The sequence below is a fragment of the Pseudomonas sp. Van50 genome, assembly GCF_055390755.1.
On record NZ_AP024343.1, the window covers coordinates 2,805,118 to 2,831,467 of the forward strand.

The following is a 26,350-nucleotide window of genomic DNA, read 5'->3' on the forward strand; positions in this document are numbered from 1 at the left end:
ACCTAACATGACGGAATCAGGACAATTCGCTCTGTCTTCTGAGCTGATTAGCGAACTGCTCACGGGGATGCGGCTGCGCGGTGTTCAGTACCGCCGTATTCAAACGGGCCCGAGTTTTGGCTTGGGTTTCGAACACAAATCGGCCCATGCCTACTTTCATTATCTGGCGGTGGGTACGGCCATCCTGCGTACAGGCGATGGCGCGATACATTACCTCTCGGCAGGTGACGCGGTACTGGTGCCGCAAGGGCATGGGCACGAACTGCTATCCGCCCTGGATGTCACGGTCCAGCCTATCGACCAACTTGATGCCGCCCCCTTGGGCGAGGCTGTCAGCGGTGTGAACACTTGTCCGAGCACACTTTCCACGCCCAGTACGATCCTGTTCTATGGCTGCATGGAGTTCGACCTGGGGGGCATGGGGGCGTTAGGCAAGCTGATGCCGAATGTCATGGTGGCGGACACCGGTGGTCAACGTTATCCAGGGCTGGGAGCGATACTCGACTCAATCAAGCGTGAGATCTGCGCCGGACGCATCGGGTATGCCGGGATCATGGCTCGGCTTGCGGAAGTCGCTGCCTCCTTGTTCGTACGGGGTTGGGTCGAGCATGGCTCGGAAAGTGCGCAAGGGCTCATGGCTGCGCTGCGAGATCCGCGCCTGGCACGCTCTATCCTTGCGTTGCATCGCCAACCCGGGCGCGAGTGGACGGTGGCCGAGCTGGCGGCCGAATCCCACGTTTCGCGCTCCGTGTTCGCCCAACGGTTCCAAGCCACCATTGGCGTACCTCCATTGCGATACGCCACCGAACTGCGGATGCGGATCGCCAGCCAATGGCTGACGCAGGACAACCTGTCGATCGATGCTGTCGCACAACGCTTGGGCTATACCTCACAAGCGGCATTCAGCCGTGCATTCAAGCGCATCAATGGCCAGCCACCAGGGGCCAGTCGACAGGCACGTCGAAGCAGTGAGCCTGTGGAGTGAACGGCACCTGGTAGGCCCGGCCGAACTGCAACGGCATCTAGGATGAGCCCGCCAAGATCAAGCCTTTGCTGGTAAGAAACGATCCAACACATTACGGGTGATGGTCACGGTGGAGTACTCGTCAAGCTTGAGTCCGTTTACCCATTCGCAGGACGCAGCGGTGAACACCTCACCTTTGCCTTTTTGGAAATGCACGAGCATGCCAGTCCCCCGGCTGTGCTGGCTTACGCTGGCATCACTCATGTCGGGCGCCAGCAGTGACGCCCGAAACCTGGCGTCTGCATCCCCCAGCATGAATGAGTACGCATCCTGCGGCCGGCCGTGCTCGGCGATGGTCGCCCAGCCCATGGCAAGGATCTGTAGCCCTGGCGGTGCGCCATCCGTGCCGAGAGGTTCTGGAAGGCCGTCGATGAAGGTGTAGTCCAAGCCATCCACCTCGTAACCGAAGATGTTAGCCGTATCGCCGAACAGATCAGCGTAGCCCAGCCCGGTATCGGCCAGAGCCCAATGCTGTGGCCGGAACACGGTAAAGCCCCTCGGGCCGCGCGGAGCCATGCCCCCAAAGCTACCGTATATCCCGCGCAGTGCATTGACGCCAAAGGTGCTGGCCCCAGGCCGACCCACTCGTGGATCCTCCCAGGCGCTCGTGAGCGTGATGTCATTACTTGCCGCGACGGGATCCAGCTCAGCGGCGTCGTATTTGTAGGCCACTTGGCGTTCACCGCGATTCTCCAGACGAATCTGCCACATGAAGTTACCGGCGAAACGCGCAACATTTCCCCCTGCTTCAACAAATGCCTCGACGTTGTCGCGCATTTCACGCGTCCAGTACTCATCGTGACCGACAAAGACTGCGCAGGCGTACCCGTCCAAGGCCTCGGGGTCGTTATGCAGATCATCCTGAGTCAGGATGTCGACCGTATAGCCCTGTTCTTCGGCCCACACTACGAACGGACGTTCATAGGATGCCCAGCCGGCCAGGGCGTAGTACTTGCTGAAGCCGTACAGAGAGGCCCACTCGATGAATTCATAGCGCGCCGGCCCCGGTTTGCCCGGCCTCGAAGCATTGATCGAGCGCGGCGCGTCTTCAGGTAGCCAGACTTGCCCGCGCGCCCAAGGGCGTTGCGCTGACAGCAGAGGCGAGCGGCCGCGGGGTGTGCCGGGATGGATGCCGAAGTAATGGTTGGCACCCCCCCAGTCGTTGTAGGCGGCCCATGTGGAGGTCGCAGCGACCAGCACCAGTGCGTCGGGGCATTTGCGCATCGCCCTCACGATGAACAGGTGATGACCGAGTACGGCATCAGCACCGTCCCGCACTTCCACCACATAGGCACCTGGCTTGGCGTCCAAGGGTATTGGCCATAGCGCGAACACTGGCCATTGGCAGCCGACCTCGTAGACGCGTTCGGGCAATGGATGAAAGCTAGCCGCGAGGGGGGCGGTTTGGTGAACGGTATGAGGCAGCGCGCCGTCACGATAGATTTTCAACGTAACCCAGGGGCTGTTCGAGGACAGGTGCAGGTTGACTGTTTCGCCTGGGCTGTAGGCGCGGCGGTCGGAATAGCACCATGCGGCTGCCGAGCCTTTCTCACTGGGAACTTCAACCCAGATCTCCCGCGCGCCCTGGCGTGGGCCTGAGGTCACGGCGGCGGTTAAATCCGCACCGGGTCGTTCGCCGCGAGCGGTCGTTGGCTTGGAATCATTGGCGTTCATAAAGTGCCCTTATGCATGGGGTGGGTTCCTCTAGAGCGCCGCTGAGCCGGCGCCAGGTGCCTGGATTTCAGCGAGATCGATCCCTGCGGTTTCTTCGATGAAATAACCTGCCGCGACCGTGACCAGGCCCAGGCTTATCAGGTAGCCGATGTACAGATACTCAAGGTGGGCGCCCACCAGATAGCTGTGCAGATAGGGCGCGGTGCCGCCGAAAATGGCCACCGAAACCGATGAGACAAACCCGACACTTTGTGCACGCGCTTGGGTCGGCACTTGTTCCGAAAGCACGGCGGGAAAGATCGCTGCAATCGAAGCCCAGGCGAGCAGCGCCAGCGCTTGTGCGAGAAACAAGGTGTAAGGTTCGGTGGTGACGATGATGGAGATGGGGTAGGTCAGCACGACCACTCCAATCCCCCAGGCGATCACCATGGGTTTGCGACCCACCCGATCAGAGAGCATTCCGCAAACCGGCAACCAGCACACGCAGATGACTTGGGCGAGCAGGCTGGCGAGATAGGCGCCGGTCGCATCCATGCCCTGGGCGATGGCCGAGGCAGCACCAAACGTCACCCAGGCGTAATAGGTCACGTTAGCGGCCGCAGCCAGCATCACGATGTTGCGAGTCATCCGCAGGACTTCGCCCTTGGACAACTTGCGGGGTGGCTGAGCCTGCTGTCGTTGCTGCTCGAATACATGCGACTCCTGGGCGCTGCGGCGCAGGAACAGCGCATAAATACCCAGTACCCCGCCGATGGCGAAACCGATACGCCAGCCATAGTCTCCCATGGCCTGTGTACCCAGTAGCCAGGTCAGGGCGGCGGCGACTGCCGTCGCACCCATGACGCCCAACGTGACGCCTACGTACACCGAACTTGACCACAGACCACGGTGCTTGGCAGGGGCAATCTCCGCGACATAAGTGTAGGAAACGCCCGTTTCGCCCCCGTGGGCAAGGCCTTGTATGAGTCTAAAGACGAGCAGGGCCGACGAAGCGTAGAGGCCAATGTCCTGATAGTTCGGAATGAGGGCGATACCCAGGCTACTGGCCGCCAGCAGCATCATGGTGATGACCATGATGGCCCGGCGTCCAAGGACATCGCTGAGGCGTCCAAAGAAAAAACCGCCCAGAGGCCGGGCTATGAATCCAGCCGCGAACACTGCAAGAGTGGCGAGCATCGCGGAGCGGGGATCGGTCTTGTCGAACAGATTGCGGGCCAGGTAAACAGAGAAAGTTGCATAGAGCGTCCAGTCGAACCACTCGAGGGCATTTCCCACGGCGGCCGCGCGCAAGGATCTAAGGCGTCCTTGATGGGACGTCGAATTATTCATGTCATTCTCCAATGATGGGTATCGGGCGCAGAGAGGAGGGGCTGCATCAGGGAGACAGCACATCGTCAAATCCCATGTCCTGTAGCGGAACGTCTATCGCACGCTTGACGAGGCGATCAATCCCGCCGACATGGGAGACGTGGCTCCGCATCCGCTGCGCAGGGATAAAAGAGGTTGCAGTGGAATCACACACGACAAAGCATCCCTTGGACGCGTTGTTGTTCAATTCGAACCGGAGTCTATGCGGGTGAATCCTGGCTATCTATGATCCTTCGTCTCGATGTTTTGTCCGAAACCCCGCTGCTGGTTTTGCAGCCGATTGTGCTTCGCAGGCTTTCTCCTGATTCGATGCAACGAATGTCGCGTGGTGGCCTCATATGAAAACGAGCGGCGCTTCGGTTGGAGAGGGGCGACTGCGGTTTTTCATGACGGAGGTGATTGTGTCCATGACGGCAGCTGAGAAAAATCATGTCGACTGGCTGGTCGAACAATCGATGCTCAATGCTGCGAGGAAGCGCGCCAAGCTCTACTCGGGCCAGGGGCGATTGTGGCAGCAGCCCTATGCGCATACTCGGCCTCGCGACGCCTCGGCATTGGCTTCGGTGTGGTTCACCGCGTATCCGGCCTCCATCGTTACCCGCGAAAATGGCACTGTGCTTGAAGCGCTGGGGGATGAAACCTTATGGCATGCGCTGTCGAGAATCGGTATCCAGGGCATCCACAATGGCCCTTTGAAAAGGTCCGGTGGCCTTTCGGGCACTGACTACACACCAACGATCGATGGCAATTTTGACCGCATCAGTTTCGAGCTCGACCCGCAATTGGGCACCGAGGCGCAGCTGCAAGCGTTGACCCGAATGGCCGCCGCGCACAATGCGGTCGTCATCGAGGATGTCATCCCGTCTCATACCGGCAAAGGCGCGGATTTTCGTTTGGCCGAGATGGCGTATGAAGATTATCCGGGGCTTTACCACATGGTGGAAATCCGCGAGGAGGATTGGCCGCTGCTGCCCGACATTGCCGAGGGCCGTGATGCGCAGAACCTCACCCCGCAGCAGGTCGACGTTCTGCGGGACAAGCATTACATCGTCGGACAGTTGCAGCGAGTGATCTTCTTCGAACCAGGCGTCAAGGAAACCGACTGGAGTGCGACACCGGTGGTGATGGGGGTTGACGGCAAGCCGCGTCGTTGGGTCTACCTGCATTACTTCAAGGAAGGGCAACCTTCGCTGAACTGGCTGGACCCGACCTTTGCCGCTCAACAGATGATCATCGGGGACGCACTGCATGCCATCGATGTCTCGGGGGCGAAAATCCTGCGTCTGGACGCCAACGGATTTCTTGGCGTCGAGCGCAAGCTCGAGGGTACCGCCTGGTCCGAAAGCCATCCGCTATCGATCACCGCAAACCAGTTGCTCGCTGGAGCGATTCGCAAGGCCGGCGGCTTCAGTTTCCAGGAGCTGAACCTGACCGTAGACGATATCGCCGCCATGTCCCACGGAGGGGCGGATCTCTCCTACGACTTCATCACCCGACCCGCCTACCAGCATGCCTTGCTGATGGGCGATGCCGAATTCCTGCGCTTGATGCTGCGCCAGATGCACACCCTCGGCATCGATCCGGGCTCGCTGATCCATGCGTTGCAGAATCATGATGAGTTGACCCTGGAATTGGTGCACTTCTGGACCCTGCACGCCCACGATACTTACCTCTATCAGGGGCAGACCTTTCCCGGCAGCATCCTGCGCGAGCACATCCGCGAGCAGATGTACGAGCGCCTCACTGGCGAGCATGCGCCCTACAATCTGAAATTCGTCACCAACGGCGTGTCCTGCACCACCGCGAGCATCATCACGGCGGCATTGGGGATTCGCGATCTCGAAACCATTACGACGGCAGATATCCAGCAGATTCGCCAGGTTCATCTGCTGTTGGTGATGTACAACGCGATGCAACCCGGCGTCTTCGCATTGTCTGGCTGGGACCTGGTCGGCGCGTTGCCGTTGCCGGCCGAACAGGTCGAGCATCTGATGGGCGACGGCGACACACGCTGGATTCATCGCGGTGCCTACGATCTGGTGGACCTCAACCCAGAGGCGGCATTGTCGGCCGGCCAGATGCCGCGTCCGAAGACCCTGTACGGCAGCTTGCCAAGCCAGTTGAAAGACCCGGATTCGTTCGTCTCGCAGTTGCGCAAGATCCTCGCTGCGCGCCGTGCCTATGACATCGCCGCCAGTCGCCAGATACTGATTCCGGATGTCGAGCATCCGGGGCTGCTGATCATGGTTCACGAATTGCCGGCTGGCAAAGGTACGCAAATCACGGCGCTGAACTTCGGTTCGACGCCGATCACTGAAACCCTGCACCTGCCCAATATCGCACCGGGGCCGGTGGTCGACATCATCAATGAGCGGGTCGAAGGCGACCTTACGCCTGAGGGCGAATTCACCATTACGCTGGATGCGTTCGAGGGGTTGGCGTTGCGGGTGGTGAGTACCTCACCCATGATCTAGGGCTAGGGAGATCGAGGTGGTTGATCGCTCAATCATCCACCCATGCCATAAGTTCTGGTCAGGCTCAGTCAAGGCTTTGTCTATGCTCTGCTCCGTCACCCATGGGGAAGAGCTGGCCTGAATAACCTGCAACCTTGAGGCATTCGCTACGCTGATCGGAGCTGAGCTTCGATCGCTTCCTTGTCGATGACCGACCAGACCTCGCGGATCCTGCCGTCCTCGAACGCGTAGAAGACGTTTTCGGCGAAGGAGATGGGTGTCCCATTCACCGCCAGGCCCAGGAACTCCCCAACCGGCGTGCAATTGAAGGCCAGGCGGGCTGCCAACTTCGGTGGGTCGATCACCAGGAATTCAATGGCGAAGCGCAAGTCGGGGATCGCCCGATAATCCGCTTCCAGCATGCTTCGATAGCCGTGCAACCCCAATGGTCTCGCGTTGTGAACCACATCTGGGTGCACAAAATGGCCTAGGTTTTCCCAGTCCTGTGCATTCAGGCAGGCGATGTAGTCGCTATAAAGATCTGCGAGGTTAGAGGTCATGGGGGTGATTCTCCTCTGCATGTCTGTTCCCGTCTTTGCGATCCTAGGCCCTATTGTCACGTCTCATCAAGGCAGTGGGCAGAACGGAAAGTCACTGGCGCAGGCATTGACAGCGGTCATCACGTCGCTGAGGAGCCGTCGGCACGGGAGGCCTTTTTCTCCGAGCGATGAGCGTTGCCACCAGGCTGGCGAAAAACTCAATTCACGGACAACGGAAAAAGGCCCGCATGCGCGGGCCTCGTGTTGCCAATTGCATTTATTGCGCAGCTTTTTCGATCAGGTTTGCCACCACTTTCGGGTTGGAAACCATCACGACATGGGAGGCGCCTTTGACCACGACGGTCTGCTTGGAATGTGCACGCTCGGCCATGAACGCCATGGCCTGAGGGGGAATGTTCTTATCCTTGTCGCCGTATACGAACCAGGACGGAATGGTTTTCCAGGCAGGATCCGTGGCGGCTTCGTTCAGCGCGGCGACGGTGATGGGGCGTTGGCCGGCCGCCATCAGGCGAGCTTCAGCCTCAGGCACATCGGCTGCGAACTGGTCGTGGAATTTATCCTGCTGGATGTAGAGATCCTTGCCGCCATCGGCCAGTTCGACCGGGGTCGACAAGGCCGAGGCCAGGGTGCCCCCCGGAATCGTCCAGACAATTCTGCCGCAGTCTCGCCAGTTTCCGGAGTGAAAGCCGCGACATACACCAGGCCTTTCACGTTCTGATTGCCATACGCCGCCTCGCTGATCACCGCACCGCCATAGGAGTGGCCGACCAGTACTACCGGAGTCTTGATGCTCTTGACAATGCTTGCCACCGATTGTGCATCACTGCTGACGCCCCGCAGCGGGTTCGCCGCCGCAATGACCGGATAGCCGTCTTTTTCCAGAATCTTGACTACGCCGTTCCAGCTCGACGAGTCGGCGAAAGCACCATGGACCAAGATCACCGTGGGTTTGACGTCAGCAGCGTTTGCTAAACCGGTGGCTGCGAGAGCGGTGGCGAGGGCCAGGCCAGAAAGAATCTTTTTCATGAGTGACTACCTGTAAGAGAAGAAAGGACGGTTGCAAAGTGCTTTTGATGAGCGATAAATACTTGTGCGCTAATCAGTTGCGATAAAGTTATCGCCTAAAATGTTTGCGCGCAAGATATTTTTGTAAAATAAATCGATATTGATGTAAGTGATTGTATTTAAATGAATTAATTGTAGATGGGTGGTGGGTTTCGATCGAATCCCCCGAACTGCGAGGGAAAAGGGGAAAGGTGATCAACCCTCTGGAGCACACCGTTGCGGTGACTTCATCGGGTGTTTTGGTGCTGACGTTGCTTCCAGATGGGCTGGGAGGGGGCCGCGGCGCTTCGTCCATGGCCACACAGGCGTTGCGACGGTGATCGGAGAAAGAGGGTGCGCCCCTTGGCTGCCTGTTGTTCCAAGGCTGCTTACGTTCTGCCTTTTCGATGACCGGCTACGAGGCTACGCGGTTTTTCCCCTCGCGCTTGGCCTTATACAGCGCGGCGTCCGCTGCTTGCAGCAATAAGGTTTGATCGGTCCCGCTACGCGTCGTCGAGGCCACGCCAAAGGATGCGGTAACGCTGAACGTCTGCATTCCATCCGTAGGGCTCATGCTTTCCAGCGAGTCCCGGATGGATTCGGCTCGCAGGAGAGCGTCTTCAATGGAGCAATCCGGCAATATGATGATCAGCTCTTCTCCACCAAACCGGCAGGCGACATCGGTGGCTCTGATTGACTTCATGATCAAGGATGCCGTGCTTCGCAACACCGCGTCACCCGCAGAATGACCATGGATGTCGTTCAGTTTCTTGAAGTTGTCCAGGTCGAGCATGATGACGCTCAGGTCCACTGCGTCTCGAGTGGCTTTGGAGAGTTCGCGCTTGAGTGTTTCCTCCATGAAGCGACGGTTGTACAGACCCGTCAGCGGGTCTTTGATCGACTGGACTTGCAGGACCTGGCGCATCCTGCCGTTCGCCAGTGCTAGCGCGGTTTGCTCCGCGGCAGCTTCCGCAAACTGGCGGCTGACTTCCTTATCGTCAGTTCCGCCAGCATGCTGGATATGCAAGAGTCCCAATGTTTCTCCGTAGGCTATCAGCGGCAGGCACCAGTGAATGTCACCATCGTCGAACTCTGATTTTTCTGAGTAGTGGGCGCAGCGCAGCTCATGGCGATGTTCAACCACATGGGAATGGCCTCGACGTATGGCCCAACAGTCTTTGGGACCGATAAGGGCATCTGATTGAGCCTCGACGTGGCCCCAGCTTGCGGCCGGTTGCAAAGCATCAGCCGAATTGCGGTACAGGTACAGTGTTCCGCTACTGCCCTCCAGTAACTTTTGGCAATAAGTGCTGACCAGCTGGAGCGTTTCCTCTTGGCTCATCTCGGTCTGTAGCAGGCGAGCCATTTCTGCGAGCAAACCTATTTCTGCATTGCGCCGCTCAAGGTTTTTCAGGCTTTTGCTCAGTTGGGTGCTTGAAGAAAGCGCGCTAGCCGTCGATTCGGCTTGGCGTTTTATGGTCTGGCGCATGGACACGTAGATGAAACGGCCCAGCACAAGCGTAAGCAGGAAGCTTGCAATGGAAACGGCGACGGCCCAACGCAGGTTGGCGTTAAGCTGGTTGTCCAGAACAGCCACCTCCTCGATTTCTGCTTGAATCAGCTCGCTCCCCAGGTCGCGGACCTGGTCCATGAGGTGCTTGCCGTTACCTGTAGCGATTTCGGCCACCGTCGCTGCGGAACCTTGGGTGCTGCGCAGCTTGATCACCATGTCCAGGTGGTCCAGCTTCAGTGCGGACTTCTCGATGAAGTCCTCCACCTTGGCAATTTCAGCGGACGAATCGTTTCGATAGTTTTCACGAAGCAGCTTGATCGCGTCGGGAAGCTGCGACGTGGCGATGTAATAAGGGCGAAGAAATGTCTCCATCCCCGTTAATGCATACCCGCGTTCGCCTGTCTCCGCATCCACGAGCAAACCTTGTACCGTGCGGATACCGTCCAGCTGCTTTTCTACCAGGTTGCGGTCGTTACGCGTTTCGTTCGTCCAGAACAGGGTAAACGGACCTACTGCGGCCGTGACGGACATGACCAATGTGGCAGTAGCTGCTGCGAGGAGAAGTCTGGGTGTGCGATGGGGCATCGTCAGCTCCAATGGGATTCACATCTTATCGGCGAGTAAGGTTAATGGCGTAGGTGTATCACGCTAAAACCGTTAGACGGTCAAAAGATTGTATATCCGCTGATCAGAAACTTCGGCCCGCGCCGATTCAGGTGGTGTCGGCTACAGTTCCTTGTATCCGCAGGGAAGTATCACGACCGCCACGGAATATTGATCATGACGAAACGCCCTCCATTCCAATCGCTCGGCTGCGCCGAATGCCGCAACCATGAGGCGTTGGGGTTTGATTTCACCATGGCCTTCCAGCCTATTTTCAACGTCCGGACACACGCTGCGTTTGCTTATGAGGCGTTGGTCAGAGGCATCAATGGCGAATCGGCTGGCTACATCCTGGGGCTCGTGAACGACAGCAACCGCTACCGATTCGACCAGGCTTGCCGGGTGAAGGCCATCGAAGAAGCCGCAAGGCTGGGGCTGCTGGACATTCCCGATTGCTTGCTGAGCATCAATTTCCTGCCCAACGCCGTATACCGGCCAGAGACGTGTATCCGGGCCACCCTGGAAGCGGCGCGCCTGACCCATTTCCCGCCAGAAAGGCTCATGTTCGAAGTGACCGAAGGCGAGAAGGTGGTAGACCCTGAGCACCTCAAATCGATTTTCATGGAGTACGAGCGCCAGGGTTTCATTACCGCCGTCGACGATTTTGGCGCGGGCTATTCGGGCCTTAACCTGCTGGCCATGTTCCAGCCGCAGGTGCTGAAGATTGACATGGCACTGACCCGAAACATTGATCGGGACTCGGTCAAACAAGCGATCGTCGAAGGCATCATCCTGGTCGCCAGGCGCTTGGATATCCTGGTCATCGCCGAAGGTGTCGAGACCCGTGAAGAAAGCTCGACGCTGCTAGGCATGGGTATCGAACTGATGCAGGGATATTTGTATGCAAGGCCCGCGGTCGGTCATCTGCCGGCTGGATGCTTCGATGACGGTGTGCGGTAAAGTGTGCGGTAAAGGCGGGCTCGAATCCATAGGTTCGCTACGGCAGGCGTGCTTCACGATCCCATGCAGTTATCCAAGAAATCCGTGAGTATGTCTGTGGATAACCGCGCTGATGCCAAGTGGGCAGGGGGTTTGAACGGGCGCTCAAAAAATGTACAGGCAGGTTGGCATCACCTCCCGCCGTAGGCCATTGAGTTCAGGGCTGTCAGCGGAGGCAGGCGACTAGTAGCCCTCAATCGCTTGAGTCACGAAGTGGCCGGACAGCGGTGATCTTCGCTGCGATCAAATACGAGCAGGCCCCGCGAAGTGCGGAGACTGTCCGAATGACTCGATCAGCAGCTCTGTGAGCATCCGTATCTTCCGTGCCGGATGCTGGCCTGGCGGACGGACCACGTATACACCTGCCGGGGGTGGTGGATACCGGGTCATGATCGGCACGAGCGCCCCTGAGTTCACATGTTCATAAGTCAGGCAATCCGGCAGGTACGCGATGCCGAGTCCCGCGGTTGCGGCCGCCACGAGCGCAATGCCGTTGTCCGCCTTGAAGCGGCCCTGCGGACGCACCGTGATGACCTTGTCACCCTCCATGAATTGCCACGCCTCGGTACCCTGCAGGAGAGCCTCATGGGCCATGAGCTCGTCCGGTGTCTCTGGTGCCCCATGGGCTTTTATGTAGCCTGGGCTCGCGACGAGCTTCGTGTAGATCGGGCCGATTTTCCTCGCGATCAAATTGGAGTCGGGGAGGTACCCGACGCGTATTGCACAATCGAACCCCTCGGCAATGAGATCAACGAAGCGATCGCTGTAGCAGGTCTGGATATGAAGCTCGGGGTGACGGTGTGCCATTTGCGCGAGCATGGGCGCGAAATGGGTAGGGCCAAAAGACAGCGGCGCCGCGACGCGTAAGCGACCACGAAGGGCGCCTGTCGGCAGGATCGTTTCTCTGGCTGTCTCGATTTCGGCGCAGACCCTGGCCGCGTAATCTCGGAACGTGGCCCCGGCTTCAGTGAGGGCGGCCCCGCGGGTGGTTCGTGCGAGCAACTGGATGCCAAGTTCCGCCTCAAGCCGGGCGAGCCTGCGGCTGACGATCGACTTGGATACCCCAAGGCGGAGCGCCGCAGGCGAAACGCCCCCTGCGTCAGCCACTTCCACGAATGTTTGCAGCTCTTCTATATCCAAGTCAGCGTTCCTCTTTGTGCGACACAGCTAGCCTCGCGTTGCGACTACTGCGTCGAAAATGGGAACAGCATAATCCTTGCTTCCGGGCAATGTCGCCAGTGGCGCAGGTTGCCTGGAAACCCAAATCCACTGACAACATCAGTAGACACTTCGTCAGGGCCATGCCCGTCTATCCGAGTGCGCGCTGGCTCTCTGGCACCGTGTATTACAACTGAGAACAGGACCAGACAATGACAAGCGAGACTATTCGCAACCCCCATACCGACCACCTCTTATCGCCTGAGAATTGCGCGCTGATCATCATCGATTATCAGCCGATCCAGGTCTCCTCGATTCGCTCGATGCCCCGTGACGAGCTCGTGTTCAACATCACGAGCGTTGCCAAGGCGGCCGTCAACTACAACCTTCCTGTCATTCATTCGACGGTCAACGTCGCGACCGGTCGCAACAAACCGCCGATCCAAGCGTTGCAGGACGTGCTCGGCCATCTGCCGACTTATGACCGCACCTCGATCAATAGCTGGGAGGACACTGAGTTCAAGCAGGCGGTCAAGGGCATCGGCCGTCGCAAGCTCATCATGACCGCGCTCTGGACCGAAGCCTGCCTGACGTTCCCAGTACTGGACGCGATCCAGGAAGGCTATGAGGTGTATGTGCCGGTCGATGCGGTCGGAGGCACGTCAGTCGCCGCGCACGAGGCCGCTCTTCGTCGAATCGAACAGGCGGGCGCGAAACTCATCAGCCGCGTGCAGATGTACTGCGAGCTCCAGCGCGACTGGGCACGGGAGTCGACTGTCCCGGGCTTTATGGGGGTCTTCGAAAACTTCGACGGTTTTAACGCCGAGAAGGCGCTCTAGCAGGCGCCCTGGCACAACTCACAACGCTGCAGATGGGATGGGGGTGGCGCTTGCGAAAGCCGCCACCTTCAGACCGCGTAGAGTTTTTTAGGTTGGACATTCAATCCGGCTGAAACGGCGATGCGCTGAGCACCACGCCAGTTTCGTCGACGTACTGCTGCCAATGGCCAATCAAAGTGGCCAGTTTGTCCGGCTGACTCAGCGCCAGGTCATGGATTTCGCCCGGGTCCTGGCCCAAATCATACAGCTGCCAGGTCGCCGGCCCCACGGGACCGGGGATGTACACGGCTTTCCACTGGCCCTGGCGAATCGCGCGGCGGCCAAACAGCTCCCAGCCGGTGACCGTGTGTTCGTCGTGCACCTCGCAGGTCTCGCCCGACAGGAAGCCCAGCCACGATTTGCCGCGCAATGACGCCACGAGCTTGCCGCGCCACTGTGTGCCGGGATGGCGTACGCCGGCCAGGTCCAGAATGGTCGGTGTGATGTCCATCACTGTGCCGAACCCATGGCTGATGCGCCCCTTGAGCGACAACTGGGGGTAATGCACCAGCGCCGGCACACGAATCCCACCCTCGGTGGTAAATGCCTTGAACAAGCGCGACGGCGCCGTTGTCACTTGGGCCCACGACGGCCCGTACCAGACGTAGGAGTTGGCGCGGCCGATGTTGTCCAGGCTGTTGTCGTAATGCTGGTTGAGGTAGGTCAGCAACTGCGGCCCGAACTTGGGGAAGGCCTCCAGCAGCGCACCTTCGGCACCGTTGTCGGACATGAACACAATGAACGTATTGTCCAATTGCCCTTGCTGGCGCAGGTACTCCACCACCCGACCGATGTTCCAATCCATGCGCTCGACCATCGCCGCATACACTTCCATGGCACGGGCCGACACCTGGCGCTGCTCTTCGGTCAGGGCGGCCCACTGGGTGTTCAATTCGATCAGCGGGTGGGGCTCGACATCGGCGTCGATTAACCCCAGGGCCTTGAGTTTTGCCAGGCGCTCCAGGCGCAATGCTTCGGGGCCGGCGTCGTAGCGGCCACGGTATTTTTCAACGATGTCGGCGGGTGCCTGTAACGGCCAATGCGGTGCGGAAAACGGCAGGTAGGCAAAGAATGGCCGGGCCTGGTCGCGCTCCTTGAGGTACTGCAATAGCTTGTCGCCAAAGGCATCGGAGGAATAGAAGTCCTTGGGCAGTTGCTCGATGAAGGTATCGTCCTCGATATACAGCGCCGGCGTGGATTTGAGCAGGCCCGGCGTGTGCTCGTCATAGGTCGGTTCGAAACCGTAGTGGTTGGCCGCCCCTGGCAACAACGAGAACGAACGCTCGAAACCACGAGCGTGAGGCGCCAGTTCGGCGGTCAGGCCCAGGTGCCATTTGCCGCTCATCAGCGTCTGGTAACCGGCTTCGCGCAGCAGCTCTGGAAGCGCCACCACCTTATCGTTCAGGTAGCCTTCGTAGCCGGGCTTGCCGATCAGCTCGGGGGTGAGCGCCTCGGCCATAGTGCCGATGCCGGCGATATGGTGGTCGGTGCCGGTGAGCAGCATCGAGCGCGTTGGCGAACAGGTGGGCGCGGTGTGGAAATCGGTCAAACGCAGGCCATTCAGCGCCAGGGCGTCCAGGTGCGGCGTGGCAATTTCCCCACCAAACGCACCCAGGTCGGAGAAACCCATGTCATCGGCCAGGATCACTAGAAAATTGGGACGTTGCGGCATCAAGGTGCTCCTCGTTGGCAGGCAGTCTTTTTAGCAGGCGATAAAGGCCAGGGGCAGGTCGCGGATCTGTTCGCGCACCGGCGGCTGGTAATGGTCATCGCTGGTCAACTCGTGCAGCAGCTCTTCACGCAACTGGTGGAATTCGAAGCTGCTGCGTTGGCGTGGATGGGGCAGGGCAACGTCGACGACTTGCTTGATTCGCCCAGGCCTCGGCTCCATCACCACCACGCGGTCGGCGAGAAAAATCGCTTCTTCCACATCGTGGGTCACCAGCACTGTAGTGATCTTGGCGCGGTCACGAATCGCCAGGAGTTCGTCCTGCATCTGTTGGCGGGTCAGGGCGTCGAGGGCACCGAAGGGTTCGTCCAGCAGCAGGATGCGCGGGCTGGCCACCAGGCCCCGGGCAATCGCCACCCGTTGCGCCATGCCGCCGGATAACTGGTGAGGATAGGCACGGGTGAAGTCGCTGAGGCCCACCAGCTCGATAAAATCGCTGATACGCCGGTTACGTTCAGCCTGGCCGATGGGCTCGTTGACCAGCCCCAGGCCGATATTCTCCGCGACGGTCAGCCAAGGAAACAGACGGTGCTCCTGGAACACGATGCCGCGCTCGCCGCCGATGCCGCTGACCGTTTGGCCGTCGACGCGAATCTCGCCGCTAAACTGGGTGTCGAGCCCCACCAGCAGGCGCAACAGGGTGGATTTGCCGCAGCCGCTGGAGCCGACGATCGCGACGAATTCGCCTTCGGCGATGTCCAGGTTGAATTCACGAATAGCCTCCAACTCGAAGCCGTCGACGTCGAAGGACTTGCCCACATGGTTGAAGCTGACAATCGGTGCGTTCATGCGTGTCTCCAGCGGGTAGCACGGGTTTCGATGCGTTGGCCGATCAAGTTGAGGGCTGCGCCGGTGAGGCCGACCAGGAGCATGCCGCTCATGATCAGGTCCATGCGCAGCAGTTGTTGGGCGCCGATCATCAGGCTGCCAATACCGCCGTTGGACGGCATGAAATATTCCGCACCGATGGTGCCCAGCCAGGCGTAGATCAGGCTCAGGCGCAGGCCGGCGAAAATCCCCGCGGCAGCGCCTGGCAAGATCAGCCGGCGCAGCCGCTGGGGCAGGCTCAGGCGCAGCACTTGAGCGGCCTCGCTGAGCTGTGGCGAGAGGTTCAGCACGCTGCGTTGGGTGGCGATGAGCAGCGGGAAAAACGCCGCGAGGGCGATGAACACCCACTTGGCCAATTCACCCAGACCAAACCAGGCGGTGAGCAGCGGCACCCAGGCGAAAATCGCGATCTGACGCAGGGCTGCCAGGGTCGGTCCCAGCACTCGTTCGCTGCGTCGCGACAGCCCAAGCCACAGGCCCATGGCAAAGCCCAGGCCGCCGCCGAGCAGCAACCCGCCCAGGGTGCGTTTCAGGCTTGTGCCCAAGGCGCCGCTCAGGCTGCCGTCCAGTGCGCCGGCGACGGTGGTGTGCAGCACGAGCCAGGGGCTGACCAGAATGTTTGCGTCTACCCAAGCCTGTTGCGTCGCCACCTGCCACAGACTCAACAGCAGCAGGGGCAGCAGCCACGGTTGCAGGCGCTGCCAGCCTTGATAGCGCGGGCCGCGTCGAATCTGCGCGGTGGCCGGGTGCGGCCAGTGCACCCATTTTTGGTCCAGCCAGCCAATGCCGCGATCCATCACCACGCCGAGTACGCCGATGATCACTATGCACACGAAGACGATATCGAGCATGAACAGTTGGCGCGCCCAGACCATCAGGTAGCCGATGCCTTCGCTGGAGGCCAGCAACTCCACCGCCAGCAATGAGGTCCAGCCGGCCGCCAGGGCCAGGCGTACGCCGGCCATGAATGCCGGCAGTGCGGCGGGCAGGATCAGGCGGCGGATCAACAGGTGGGTGGGCAGGCGCAGTACGCGGGCGGCTTCACGTAAATGGGGCTGGGCGTCGCGTACGCCCACCAGGGTATGCAGGGTCACGGGCACCACGATCGCCTTCACCAGCACCACCAGTTTCAGGGTTTCGCCGATGCCGAAAAACACCATGAACAACGGGATCCAGGCCAGCGTCGGCACTTGCGACAACGCGCTGAACGTCGGAAACACCAGGCGCTCGGCGCGCGCACTGAAGCCGAGTAGTGCCCCCAGCAACGCCCCACTGCCAACGCCCGCCAGCAGCCCCCAGAACAGGCGTTGCAAGCTGATTGCCAGATGGCTCCACAGCTCGCCGCCGGCCAGTTCCACCGCGCTGCTCCATACCAGCGATGGCGGTGGCAGAATCTGTTCGCTCATCCAGTGATGGCGGCTGCCCAGCCACCACAGCGCGAAAAGCGCCAAAGGCAGCAGCCATGGCAGCAGGCGTTCATTGATTAACGGCCAGTGCGGCTTGGCGCTGGGGGCCGCGAGCGGTAGGCTCAAAAGTGAGATTCGGGCCATGGAAGACCTCCGTTGTCGCCAATGGCGTTATGTGATTTTGATCTTATAAAAATGCAATCAAGATGATTGAGGGATAAGAAAAATCATTTAAAGCCTCTGCCCTGCACGCATCCAATGCATTCGAAGAATATTTTCGATGCTGTTCATGCATAGTCCTCTGGGGCCAGCGTTTTAACTTGCATAGGTCTAAAAGCTATTAAAGTGTGAATTTATAGTATTTAAAGTTTTGCTCTGCGTGTGCCTACTTTCAGCTCCCCAGGCGACCCTCGCCCACAAGGAGCTGCGCTTATGAAATTGCCTTTTAAACGTCTGATCACTCTGTTCGCGGGCACTGCGTTGGCCGGGCTGGTGCATGCTGCCGAACTCAAGGAAATCCGCATTGCCGTGCCCGACCTCAGTGCTGGCAGCCAGCACAGTGGCGGTGGCATAACGGATGTGTTGCGCGAGCAGCAGATCTTCGAGAAAGCCTTTGCCGACCAAGGCATCAAGATTCAGTGGAATTACTTCAAGGGCGCGGGCCCGGTGATCAACGAAGCCTTCGCCAATGGCCAGGTGGACCTGGCCTACCTGGGCGATCTGGCCGCGATCATCGGTCGCTCCAATGGCCTGGATACCCGTCTGCTCAGTGCCACCGCACGGGACATCAAGCAGTACCTCGGCGTGGTGCCGGGCTCGGGTATCAAGACCTTGCAGGATCTCAAAGGCAAGCGTGTCGCAGTGTTTCGCGGCACGGCCAGCCAGTTGTCGTTCGACGCCGCGTTGGCCAGCCAGGGCTTGAGTGAAAAGGATCTGAAAATCATCAACCTGGATTACAACGCAGCCGGTGCCGCCTTGGCCGCCAAGCAAATTGACGCCACCTGGGGCGGCTCGAACTTGACCGCATTGCAAGCCAAGGGGCTGGCGGAAATAGCGTTGACCACCAAGGACCTCGGTGGCGCCGGCAGCGTGCAGGCGGTGCTGGTGGGCAGCAAACAGTTCGTCGACGAGCACCCCGACGCGGTGGCCAAGCTGCTCAAGGCCCAGCAGCAAGCGGTGCAATGGCTGACCGATGACAACAACAAGCAGGCCTACATCCAACTGGTGTCGGGGCGGGCCAGTTACCCACCGCTGATCCTGACCAATGACTTGAAAGACCAGGCCCTCAGCGAGATCTTCCCGTCGACCCTGGACCCGGTGTTCCTGGGCAAATTACAGGGGGCGGTCGACCTGGCGTCGAAGGAAAAGCTGATTCGCAGGCCGTTCCAGGTGAGTGATTGGGTGGCGCCGAACCTGGCCTCGGCAGGGCTCTGAGTCTGGTGGTGTCCGGGGTGTCGCTTTCGCGAGCCAGCTCGCTCCCACATTCGACTACATTCATCCTGACGAAACGCGGTCGGAGGTGGGAGCGAGCTGGCTCGCGAAGAGGCCGGTCAGACCGCCACGCCGATGGCCTGCTGATCCACCTCCAGCAACGTCTCGATCATCGCCTTCGCCGCTGGCGACAAGCGTGAGCCGGTGCGGCTGACGATGCCGCAGCGGGCGCTCAGGGTGTCCATGTTCTGTGGCAGGTTGCGCCAGTGCAGCAGCACCAGCGTGCCTTGGGCGATGTCGTCGGCGAAGGCTTCCTCGGTGCCCACGCCGATGGCATTGGACTGCAGCACGATCTTGACCAGCGCCGGGAAATGTTCGGTCTGGATGCTCGGTGAGAAATCCATGCGCCCGCTGAGGTTCGCCAGCAGTTTGCGAATGCCCTGGGAGATCAGCGGCGCCGCCAGTGGGTAATCGAACATGTCGTTGGTCGACAGGCTGTCCTTGGCCAAAAGCGGGTGCCCAGGCCGGCAGAAGAACACCCCACGCTTGGGCGTCAGCGCGCGGGTCTGGAAATTCGGGTCGGTTTCGAACTGACGAATGTCGGCGATAAAAAATTCAATCTCTTCGCGGCTCAGGGCGCGGCTGAGTTTTTCCCAGTTATCCACCTGGAAACCGGTGCGGATTTTCGGGTGGGCGGTGATAAAGCGCGCCACGGCGTCGGGCACCAGCTTCACGGCGGGTGCCGGGCCACAGCCGAAGCGCAGGTCGCCGGCGTCGAGCTTGGTCATGCGTGTCACTTCACTGCTGAGCAAGGCTGCGCCATGCACCAGGGTCAGTGCGTGTTGTAGCACCACCTGCCCCTCGGGAGTAGGGCGCAGATCCTTGTGACCACGGTCCACCAGTACGCAGCCGAATTCCTGTTCCAGCCCCTGGATACTGCGGCTGAACGCTGGCTGGGTGATGCCCATGGCGTCGGCCGCGCGTACGAAACTGCGGTGTTCGTTAAGGGCGATGAAATAGCGCAGTTGGCGAAGATCCATATGCTTTCCCTGCATTTTAAAAATAGGTCGAAGGCATTTGCGACCAAGGGAGCAGAGGTTTTAAATGCAAGCTCTTATTCCGTCAACGATGCATCCGTTAATTTGCTAGATCAAAATTGCATATTGATAGAGCGTTGCCGGGAAACGTTCCCACCATCAGCAGGCACATGAGGGTCACCACAATGAGCAACGCCGCATTAGCTGTTCAACCCATTGCCCAGGCACTGGACATTCACCCGGTCGCTGGCCGCATCGGTGCCGAGATCCGCGGCATCAGATTGTCCGGTGACTTGGATGCCGCCACCGTCGAAGCCATCCAGCAGGCGCTGGTGCAGCACAAGGTGATCTTCTTCCGCGACCAGACCCACCTCGATGACCAGAGCCAGGAAGCCTTCGCCCATCTGCTCGGCGAGCCTATTGCCCACCCGACGGTGCCGGTACGCGACGGTACGCGGTTCCTGATGGAACTGGACGGTACACGCGGCCAGCGCGCCAATTCCTGGCACACCGACGTGACCTTCGTCGACGCCTACCCAAAAGCCTCGGTGCTGCGTTCGGTGCTGGCGCCCAAGTCCGGTGGTGACACCGTGTGGGCCAACACTTCCAGTGCCTATAACGACCTCAGCGTGGAGTTGCGCGCACTGGCCGATACCCTGTGGGCAGTGCACAGCAACGAATACGACTACGCCGCGATCAAGCCGGATGTGTCAGTAGAGCGGCTCGAGGAATACCGCAAGGTGTTCACGTCTACGGTGTACGAAACCGAACACCCGGTGGTGCGCGTGCACCCGGTCAGCGGCGAGAAAACCCTGTTGCTGGGGCATTTCGTCAAACGCCTCAAAGGGTATTCGCAGGCGGATTCGACCCAACTGTTCAACCTGTTGCAAAGCCACGTCACGCGTCTGGAAAACACCGTGCGCTGGCGCTGGAGGAGCGGTGACGTGGCGATCTGGGACAACCGCGCCACCCAGCATTACGCCGTGGACGACTACGGTACCCAGGAGCGTATCGTGCGCCGGGTCACCCTCAAGGGCGATGTGCCGGTGGGCGTGCAAGGGCAGTCGAGCAAGACCACCAAGGGTCTCTAAGCCGGCGCAGACTCGACTGTGTGGGCAATGTGGCCCTCGCCACAGGAGTCTCACCCCATTGATTCGCGTCGTTTACCAGACGCCGATTTGCACCACTTTCTCCGCCTCCGGCTCACCATAACGAAACCGTTGGCCACGCAGATCGATCTCTGTGTGGCTGATGGTGGTGCGCCGCTTCAGCCCGCGCAGCCACTCGAACAGATACCCCAGATGGGTTTCGCGGACCTCGGCATAGGTCGGGTCGCTGCCCAGGTCGTGCAGCTCCTGCGGGTCGTTGTCCAGGTCGAACAGCTGTGGACGAAAGCCGTCATAGGCCAGGTACTTCCAGCGTTCGCTGCGCACCATGGTCATGCGGCAACGGTCGATGGGTTGTGCCAGGCGCTCGCGGGCCGGGGCCTGGAAGGCGTAGTCGTATTCGGCGATGGCGTAGCGGCGCCAAGTGATGTCGTGAGCGTGCAGCAGCGGGATCAGCGAACGGCCTTCCAGGCGGTGGTCGGCAGCGGGCAGGCCCAAGGCGTCGAGGAAAGTCGGCAGGGCGTCGATGGTTTCGACTAGGCGTGCGTCCACCGTGCCACGGCTGATATCGGCAGCGGCCCGCGGGTCACGCACGATCAGCGGCACGCCCACCGCAGGCTCCAGCAAAAACTCTTTCTCGCCCAGGAAGTGATCGCCGAGGAAGTCGCCATGGTCGCTGGTGAACACGATCAACGTGTCGTCCCAGCGGCCATTGCTTTGCAGAAAATCGAACAAGCGCCCGAGTTGATCGTCGATCTGTTTGATCAGCCCCATGTAGGTGGGAATCACCGTGAGCCGCACCTCGTCACGGGAAAAATTCAGGCTCTCCTGATGCTGGCGGAACGCTTGATACACCGGGTGATCGCTGGTTTGTCCAGGCTGTATGGGCGCCTGGATATGCTCGGCGCCGTACAACGCGTGATAGGGCGCCGGGGCGATGTAGGGCCAGTGCGGCTTGATGTAGGACAGGTGCAGGCACCACGGTCGCTCGGCTTGTTCGTGGATAAAGTCGATGGCGCGGTCGGTGGTGTAGACGGTTTCCGAGTGCTGCTCGGCGACTCGCGCGGGTCGCCCGGCGTTGCGCATGTGCCAGCCGCTGAGCACCTCGCCGTTTTCACCTTCTGCCGCGTTCGCCCATTCGTGCCACGGGTTGGTGCCGCTGTAGCCCTGCTCGCGCAGGTAATGGGTATAGGGCGCGGACTCGCGTTTGTCGTCGAACAGCGGGCTGTCGGGGTAAATGCCATCGTGACGAAAGTAGGCGTCGAAGCCGACTTCATTCAGCTGCTCGGCCTGCGCGCTGTCCGGGTCGATGTTCAGCCGCTGCAAGGCCTCCAGGTTGGGCGTGGCGTGGGTCTTGCCCACCAGCGCCGTGCGGATGCCGTGGGGGCGCAGGTAGTCGCCGATGGTCAGTTCTTCCAGGGGCAACGGCACCGCGTTCCACGCCACCTGATGGCTGCTGACGTAGCGCCCGGTATAGGCCGACATGCGCGAGGGGCCGCAGATGGTGCCCTGGGTATAGGCGCGGCTGAAACGCACACCAGTGGCGGCCAGGCGGTCGATGTTCGGTGTATGCAGATGGGCGTGACCGTAGCACGACAGGTAATCGCGGCGCAGTTGGTCGCACATGATGTACAGCACGTTGCGGACGGTTTGGGGGGCAGGCATAGGGCTTCACCAAGCGGAGGAGAGGTGAGGTTTTTCGCCGTTCGGAGGGTGGGCTGGCAAGTGCATTTGGGGACTGGGTTTGATGCAGTCAATGCATCGGTGTTGCTGCCGGCGCTTTCGCGAGCAAGCTCGCTCCCACATTTGTACGCATTCCAAATGTGGGAGCGAGCTTGCTCGCGAAAGCGCCGGTTCACACAGCGAGGTTCTCCAGTGCGCACACATCCTCATCCAGCTCATCGATCTGCTTGATCTGCTCGATCATCGCCTCCGCCAACGGCGACAAGCGATACCCCGCACGGCTGACGATACCGTAGCGGGTGTAGCGCTCCTCCAGGTCTTCGGCCAGGCCATCGATCGTCAGGCACACCAAATCGCCGCGAGCCATGTGCAGCACATCACTGTTGGCGCTGACGATGCCGATGGCGTCGGAACGCAGCACCACGCCCATCAGGCTGTAGCCGTTCTCGCATTCGACGTTGGGCAGGTAATCGGGCCGCCCACTGAGGTCGACGATGACCTTGCGCAGGTTCGGCGGGCGGATGGTCACGGCCAGTGGGTAACTCATCAGTTGCGCGGCCGTCACGCTGGGTTGCTGTGCCAGCGGGTGGCCGGCGCGGCAGCAGAAATACCACTTGCGCGGCCGCAAGCGGTAGGTGTGGTAGTCCGGGTGGGCTTCAAAGTGGCGGGTGTCGGCGACGAAGAATTCGAATTCTTCGCTGAGCAGGCGCTTGCCCAGGCTTTGCCAGTCATCCACCTGGAACTGCACGCGGGCCTTGGGGTAGCGCCCGATAAAACTGCCAATGGCCCGTGGTATCAACCCCGCCGCCGGCGCCGGACCGCAACCGAAGCGCAATTCGCCGGCTTCCAGACCATTGAATTGGCTGATCTCGTTGGCCAGTTGCTGCGCGCCACTGACCAGCCGCCGGGCATGTTCGAGCATTACCTGGCCTTGTTTGGTGGGCGCCAGGTCTTTGCGGCCGCGATCCACCAGTTGGCATCCGGCGCTGTGCTCCAGGGCCTGGATGCTGCGACTGAACGCCGACTGCGACAGGTTCACCGTCAATGCCGCAGCGACAAAACTGCGTTGTTCGGCAAGGGCGATGAAGTGGCGGAGTTGGCGCAGATCGATATGCATTTTTCACATCAAAAATATCGGGGAAATGCATTGGCTATGCATTAGGTCGACTCCTTATAAAGGCTATCTCTTATGCAGTAAATGTTCGTAAAAACATAAATAAATAACCTTATGGAATATCTGATGATGGATATTTCCGGGTTCCGGAGCCGCTTATGAGTCTGTTGAAGCCCGCTGTACCTTGCTCTCCCTGGAAGCTCAAACGCCTGCCCCTGGCCATGTTGCTGGCCGGCAGTGCCAGTTGGACACCCAGCCACGCGGCCGAACCGGCACCCTCGGGTGAAAGCGCCAGCGGCCAACTGGAAACCGTCACGGTGACCGCCCGGCGGCGGACGGAAAGCGCCCAGGAGGTGCCCACGCCGATGAGTGTGATCGGCGGCCAGGCCCTGGAAAGCCAGCGGGTCTATCGGATTCAGGATTTGCAGCAACTGGTGCCCAGTGTCAACGTGGCCTACATGCACGCGCGGCAGTCCAGCGTGTCGATTCGCGGCCTGGGCAACAACCCGGCCAGCGACGGCCTGGAAGGCAGCGTGGGCTTGTATATCGACAACGTGTACCTTGGCCGGCCGGGGATGGCGGTGTTCGACCTCATGGACATCGAACAGCTCGAGGTGCTGCGTGGCCCCCAGGGCACGTTGTTCGGCAAGAACACCACGGCCGGCGTGATCAATATCAGCACCCGTGCGCCGAGTTTCACTCCGGAGCGCAGCATCGAAACGTCGCTGGGCGAGGACGGTTACTTCCAGACCAAGGGCACGATCTCCGGCCCGCTGACCGATGAACTGGCGGGGCGTTTCTCGGCCTATCGCACGCGCAGCGACGGCGACATCAAGAACGAATACGACGGCCATGACCTCAACGGCGGCTCGCGCCAGGGCTTTCGCGGGCAACTGCTGTACAAGCCCAACGAAGCGTTCAACCTGCGCTGGATCGGCGACTACAACGAAGAGGACTCCAGCGCCGGGACTCGCGTGCTGTACAGCACCGGGCCGACCATCAATGGCACCAACCTCTACCAGTCGCGGGCGGCCGCTGCGGGGGCAACCCTGGTCGACGGCACCCATCGCAAGGTCAACCTGGACAGCGACCAGCACGTCACCGTGTTCCAGGGCGGCACCTCCCTGGAAGCCAACTGGACGTTGCCCAGCGATTTCACCCTGACTTCGGTCAGTTCCTATCGCTTCTGGAATTTCACCCCGCGCAACGATGACGGCCTTAACGTGCCGGCATCGTATAACGGCGGCGTGTCGGTGGAAGACAAGCAGTGGTCCCAGGAATTTCGCCTGGCATCGCCCACCGGTGGCTTCTTCGACTACGTGCTGGGTGCCTACTACTTCGGCAACTCGCTGGACAACAAATCCTTCGTCTCCTACGGACCCCAGGCGGATATCTGGAACGGCACGCCTGCAGGCGCATTGGCCAACGTCAGCACCGTGGGTAACGGGCACATCCGCACCGACAGTTTCGCCCTGTTCGCCCAAGGCACCTGGCACCTTACCGAACGCCTGGATTTCACCGCAGGCTTGCGCGGTACTTATGAAGAAAAAAGCGCCTGGGTGACGCGTAACAGCCCAGTGGGCGGTGCGGCCGTCACGGGGGCTGCCGCGACGGCTCGACGTAACCGCACCGGCGCCTATGACTCCGGCGACCTCACGCAATACAGCGCCAGCCCTTCGGGCTTGCTCAACTTGAGCTACCGCTTGAACGACAACCTGCTGGGCTACGCGACCTTGTCCCACGGCGAGAAGTCCGGTGGGGTCAACCTCGTGGTCGGCTCCGCCCCGACTGCCGGGGCGGACTCGCTGCTGGTCGGCACCGAGCGCGCCAACAACGCCGAGCTGGGTTTCAAAAGCACATTGTGGGACCGGCGCCTGCAGCTCAATGCCAACCTGTTCTGGACCCAGGTCAACGGTTACCAGACCAACGCCTATGATCCGGACAATCGTGTGCAGTACCTGACCAACGCAGGTTCCGTGCGCTCGCGCGGTGTGGAAGTGGAAAGTACCTGGCTGCCGATCAAGGGCCTGACGCTGAACCTCAACGGCTCGTTCAACGATGTGCGTTACCTGAGCTACAAGGACGCGCCGTGCCCACCGGAAGTCAGTCTGCGCCCAGGGGCGCCGGCTTCCTGCGACCTGAGCGGGCACCAAGTGGTGGGGGCGTCGAAGTGGATCGCCAATGCCAACGGCGAGTACAAGTGGAACCTGGATAACGGTTTCGAACCCTACGTCACCGGCAGCTATGCGTTCCGCTCCAAGGCCGTGGGCACGGTGGAGGATTCCGACTACGGACAGATTCCTGCCTACGCCGTGGTCAACCTGTCCACCGGTTTGCGCGGCAACTATGAGCAGGGGCAGTGGGACGTGTCGCTGTGGCTGAAAAACGCCTTCGACAAAACCTATTACACCACCCTGTGGACCGGCGGTAACGGCGGCTACGAAGGCCTGCTGGGGAGCCCGCGCACGCTAGGGGTGACCGGACGCTATGACTTCTAGCCCATGGGATAGGTGGCCGGGTTCAACACCCGCGTCACCCGCAGCATCGTCAGCGCCGTCGCCTTGCCGCGAACCGTCCTGCCAAGCCATGCCTTTAATGAATATTTTGCATGCCTGAAAAAGCATCGAAAAACCTTGTTATGGCGCCAGGCCACGCGGGCCGCGGCTTTAGCGTATGCGTGAATTTCAATTATTCATTTTTGATCTATGTATAACTTCAAAGATTACTTTAAGGGATAAGCGT

Annotated in this window: 18 protein-coding genes and 1 pseudogene; 7 read left to right on the top strand and 12 right to left on the bottom strand. The window is 60.3% G+C overall.

Annotated features, from left to right (window positions below):
* Positions 1-7 precede the first annotated feature (7 nt).
* Positions 8-985, top strand: coding sequence for an AraC family transcriptional regulator (locus ACZ5M5_RS12335; protein ID WP_464739102.1), 978 nt, complete (start codon positions 8-10; stop codon positions 983-985).
* 57 nt (positions 986-1,042) lie between these two features.
* On the opposite strand, the gene ACZ5M5_RS12340 is transcribed toward ACZ5M5_RS12335, so the two are convergent.
* Together ACZ5M5_RS12340 and ACZ5M5_RS12345 are read right to left on the bottom strand one after the other, a co-directional pair.
* Positions 1,043-2,698 (bottom strand): N,N-dimethylformamidase beta subunit family domain-containing protein, encoded by a 1,656-nt coding sequence (locus ACZ5M5_RS12340; RefSeq protein ID WP_464739103.1) that lies wholly within the window; start codon positions 2,696-2,698, stop codon positions 1,043-1,045.
* Positions 2,699-2,728: 30 nt separating this feature from the next.
* Entirely contained in the window at positions 2,729-4,027 is a 1,299-nt protein-coding gene (locus ACZ5M5_RS12345) for an MFS transporter (RefSeq protein WP_103307791.1), read from the bottom strand.
* A 446-nt stretch (positions 4,028-4,473) separates the two neighbouring features.
* Here ACZ5M5_RS12345 and treS point away from each other — a divergent pair, with 446 nt between their 5' ends.
* Complete coding sequence (gene treS, locus ACZ5M5_RS12350) at positions 4,474-6,540, top strand: maltose alpha-D-glucosyltransferase (protein WP_464739104.1); 2,067 nt, start codon at positions 4,474-4,476, stop codon at positions 6,538-6,540.
* Between the two features lie 146 nt (positions 6,541-6,686).
* Here the strand turns inward: treS and ACZ5M5_RS12355 are convergent, their stop codons facing one another.
* The 3 genes and pseudogenes from ACZ5M5_RS12355 to ACZ5M5_RS12365 all read right to left on the bottom strand — a co-directional run bounded on the left by ACZ5M5_RS12355 (position 6,687) and on the right by ACZ5M5_RS12365 (position 10,167).
* Positions 6,687-7,079, bottom strand: a complete 393-nt coding sequence (locus ACZ5M5_RS12355) for an ester cyclase (RefSeq protein WP_103307854.1) — start codon at positions 7,077-7,079, stop codon at positions 6,687-6,689.
* A 256-nt stretch (positions 7,080-7,335) separates the two neighbouring features.
* Positions 7,336-8,105, bottom strand: a pseudogene (locus ACZ5M5_RS12360) (alpha/beta fold hydrolase).
* A 433-nt stretch (positions 8,106-8,538) separates the two neighbouring features.
* Complete coding sequence (locus ACZ5M5_RS12365) at positions 8,539-10,167, bottom strand: diguanylate cyclase (RefSeq protein WP_464739105.1); 1,629 nt, start codon at positions 10,165-10,167, stop codon at positions 8,539-8,541.
* 249 nt (positions 10,168-10,416) lie between these two features.
* Here ACZ5M5_RS12365 and ACZ5M5_RS12370 point away from each other — a divergent pair, with 249 nt between their 5' ends.
* A complete protein-coding gene (locus tag ACZ5M5_RS12370; protein ID WP_060742884.1) occupies positions 10,417-11,199 on the top strand; it encodes an EAL domain-containing protein in 783 nt (260 codons plus the stop codon).
* A 282-nt stretch (positions 11,200-11,481) separates the two neighbouring features.
* On the opposite strand, the gene ACZ5M5_RS12375 is transcribed toward ACZ5M5_RS12370, so the two are convergent.
* Positions 11,482-12,378: a LysR family transcriptional regulator gene (locus tag ACZ5M5_RS12375; protein ID WP_464739106.1), complete on the bottom strand. Its 897-nt coding sequence runs from the start codon at positions 12,376-12,378 to the stop codon at positions 11,482-11,484.
* Between the two features lie 230 nt (positions 12,379-12,608).
* On the opposite strand from ACZ5M5_RS12375, the gene ACZ5M5_RS12380 reads away from it, so the two are divergent.
* Positions 12,609-13,235 (top strand): hydrolase, encoded by a 627-nt coding sequence (locus ACZ5M5_RS12380; protein ID WP_060742882.1) that lies wholly within the window; start codon positions 12,609-12,611, stop codon positions 13,233-13,235.
* A gap of 100 nt (positions 13,236-13,335) precedes the next feature.
* On the opposite strand, the gene ACZ5M5_RS12385 is transcribed toward ACZ5M5_RS12380, so the two are convergent.
* Genes ACZ5M5_RS12385 through ACZ5M5_RS12395 form a run of 3 tightly spaced genes read right to left on the bottom strand, consistent with a single transcriptional unit; the run spans position 13,336 to position 17,381 of the window.
* Positions 13,336-14,946 carry an arylsulfatase gene (locus tag ACZ5M5_RS12385; RefSeq protein ID WP_464739107.1) on the bottom strand — a complete coding sequence of 537 codons (1,611 nt, stop codon included), beginning with the start codon at positions 14,944-14,946 and terminating at the stop codon, positions 13,336-13,338.
* A gap of 30 nt (positions 14,947-14,976) precedes the next feature.
* Positions 14,977-15,792: an ABC transporter ATP-binding protein gene (locus ACZ5M5_RS12390; RefSeq protein WP_060742880.1), complete on the bottom strand. Its 816-nt coding sequence runs from the start codon at positions 15,790-15,792 to the stop codon at positions 14,977-14,979.
* Complete coding sequence (locus ACZ5M5_RS12395; protein WP_464739108.1) at positions 15,789-17,381, bottom strand: ABC transporter permease; 1,593 nt, start codon at positions 17,379-17,381, stop codon at positions 15,789-15,791. The genes ACZ5M5_RS12390 and ACZ5M5_RS12395 overlap by 4 nt, the downstream gene beginning before the upstream one ends.
* A gap of 288 nt (positions 17,382-17,669) precedes the next feature.
* Here ACZ5M5_RS12395 and ACZ5M5_RS12400 point away from each other — a divergent pair, with 288 nt between their 5' ends.
* Positions 17,670-18,671, top strand: a complete 1,002-nt coding sequence (locus ACZ5M5_RS12400; protein ID WP_464739109.1) for an ABC transporter substrate-binding protein — start codon at positions 17,670-17,672, stop codon at positions 18,669-18,671.
* Positions 18,672-18,787: 116 nt separating this feature from the next.
* On the opposite strand, the gene ACZ5M5_RS12405 is transcribed toward ACZ5M5_RS12400, so the two are convergent.
* Complete coding sequence (locus ACZ5M5_RS12405; protein ID WP_060742877.1) at positions 18,788-19,708, bottom strand: LysR family transcriptional regulator; 921 nt, start codon at positions 19,706-19,708, stop codon at positions 18,788-18,790.
* Positions 19,709-19,890: 182 nt separating this feature from the next.
* On the opposite strand from ACZ5M5_RS12405, the gene ACZ5M5_RS12410 reads away from it, so the two are divergent.
* Positions 19,891-20,796: a TauD/TfdA dioxygenase family protein gene (locus ACZ5M5_RS12410; RefSeq protein WP_464739110.1), complete on the top strand. Its 906-nt coding sequence runs from the start codon at positions 19,891-19,893 to the stop codon at positions 20,794-20,796.
* A gap of 72 nt (positions 20,797-20,868) precedes the next feature.
* Here the strand turns inward: ACZ5M5_RS12410 and ACZ5M5_RS12415 are convergent, their stop codons facing one another.
* Positions 20,869-22,476 (bottom strand): alkaline phosphatase family protein, encoded by a 1,608-nt coding sequence (locus ACZ5M5_RS12415; protein ID WP_464739111.1) that lies wholly within the window; start codon positions 22,474-22,476, stop codon positions 20,869-20,871.
* A gap of 190 nt (positions 22,477-22,666) precedes the next feature.
* The gene (locus ACZ5M5_RS12420; protein WP_464739112.1) at positions 22,667-23,611 is read right to left on the bottom strand and encodes a LysR family transcriptional regulator; all 945 of its coding nucleotides are present in this window, start codon (positions 23,609-23,611) and stop codon (positions 22,667-22,669) included.
* Between the two features lie 155 nt (positions 23,612-23,766).
* Between ACZ5M5_RS12420 and ACZ5M5_RS12425 the strand changes: the two genes are divergently transcribed.
* Entirely contained in the window at positions 23,767-26,106 is a 2,340-nt protein-coding gene (locus ACZ5M5_RS12425; protein ID WP_060742873.1) for a TonB-dependent receptor, read from the top strand.
* Positions 26,107-26,350 lie beyond the last annotated feature (244 nt).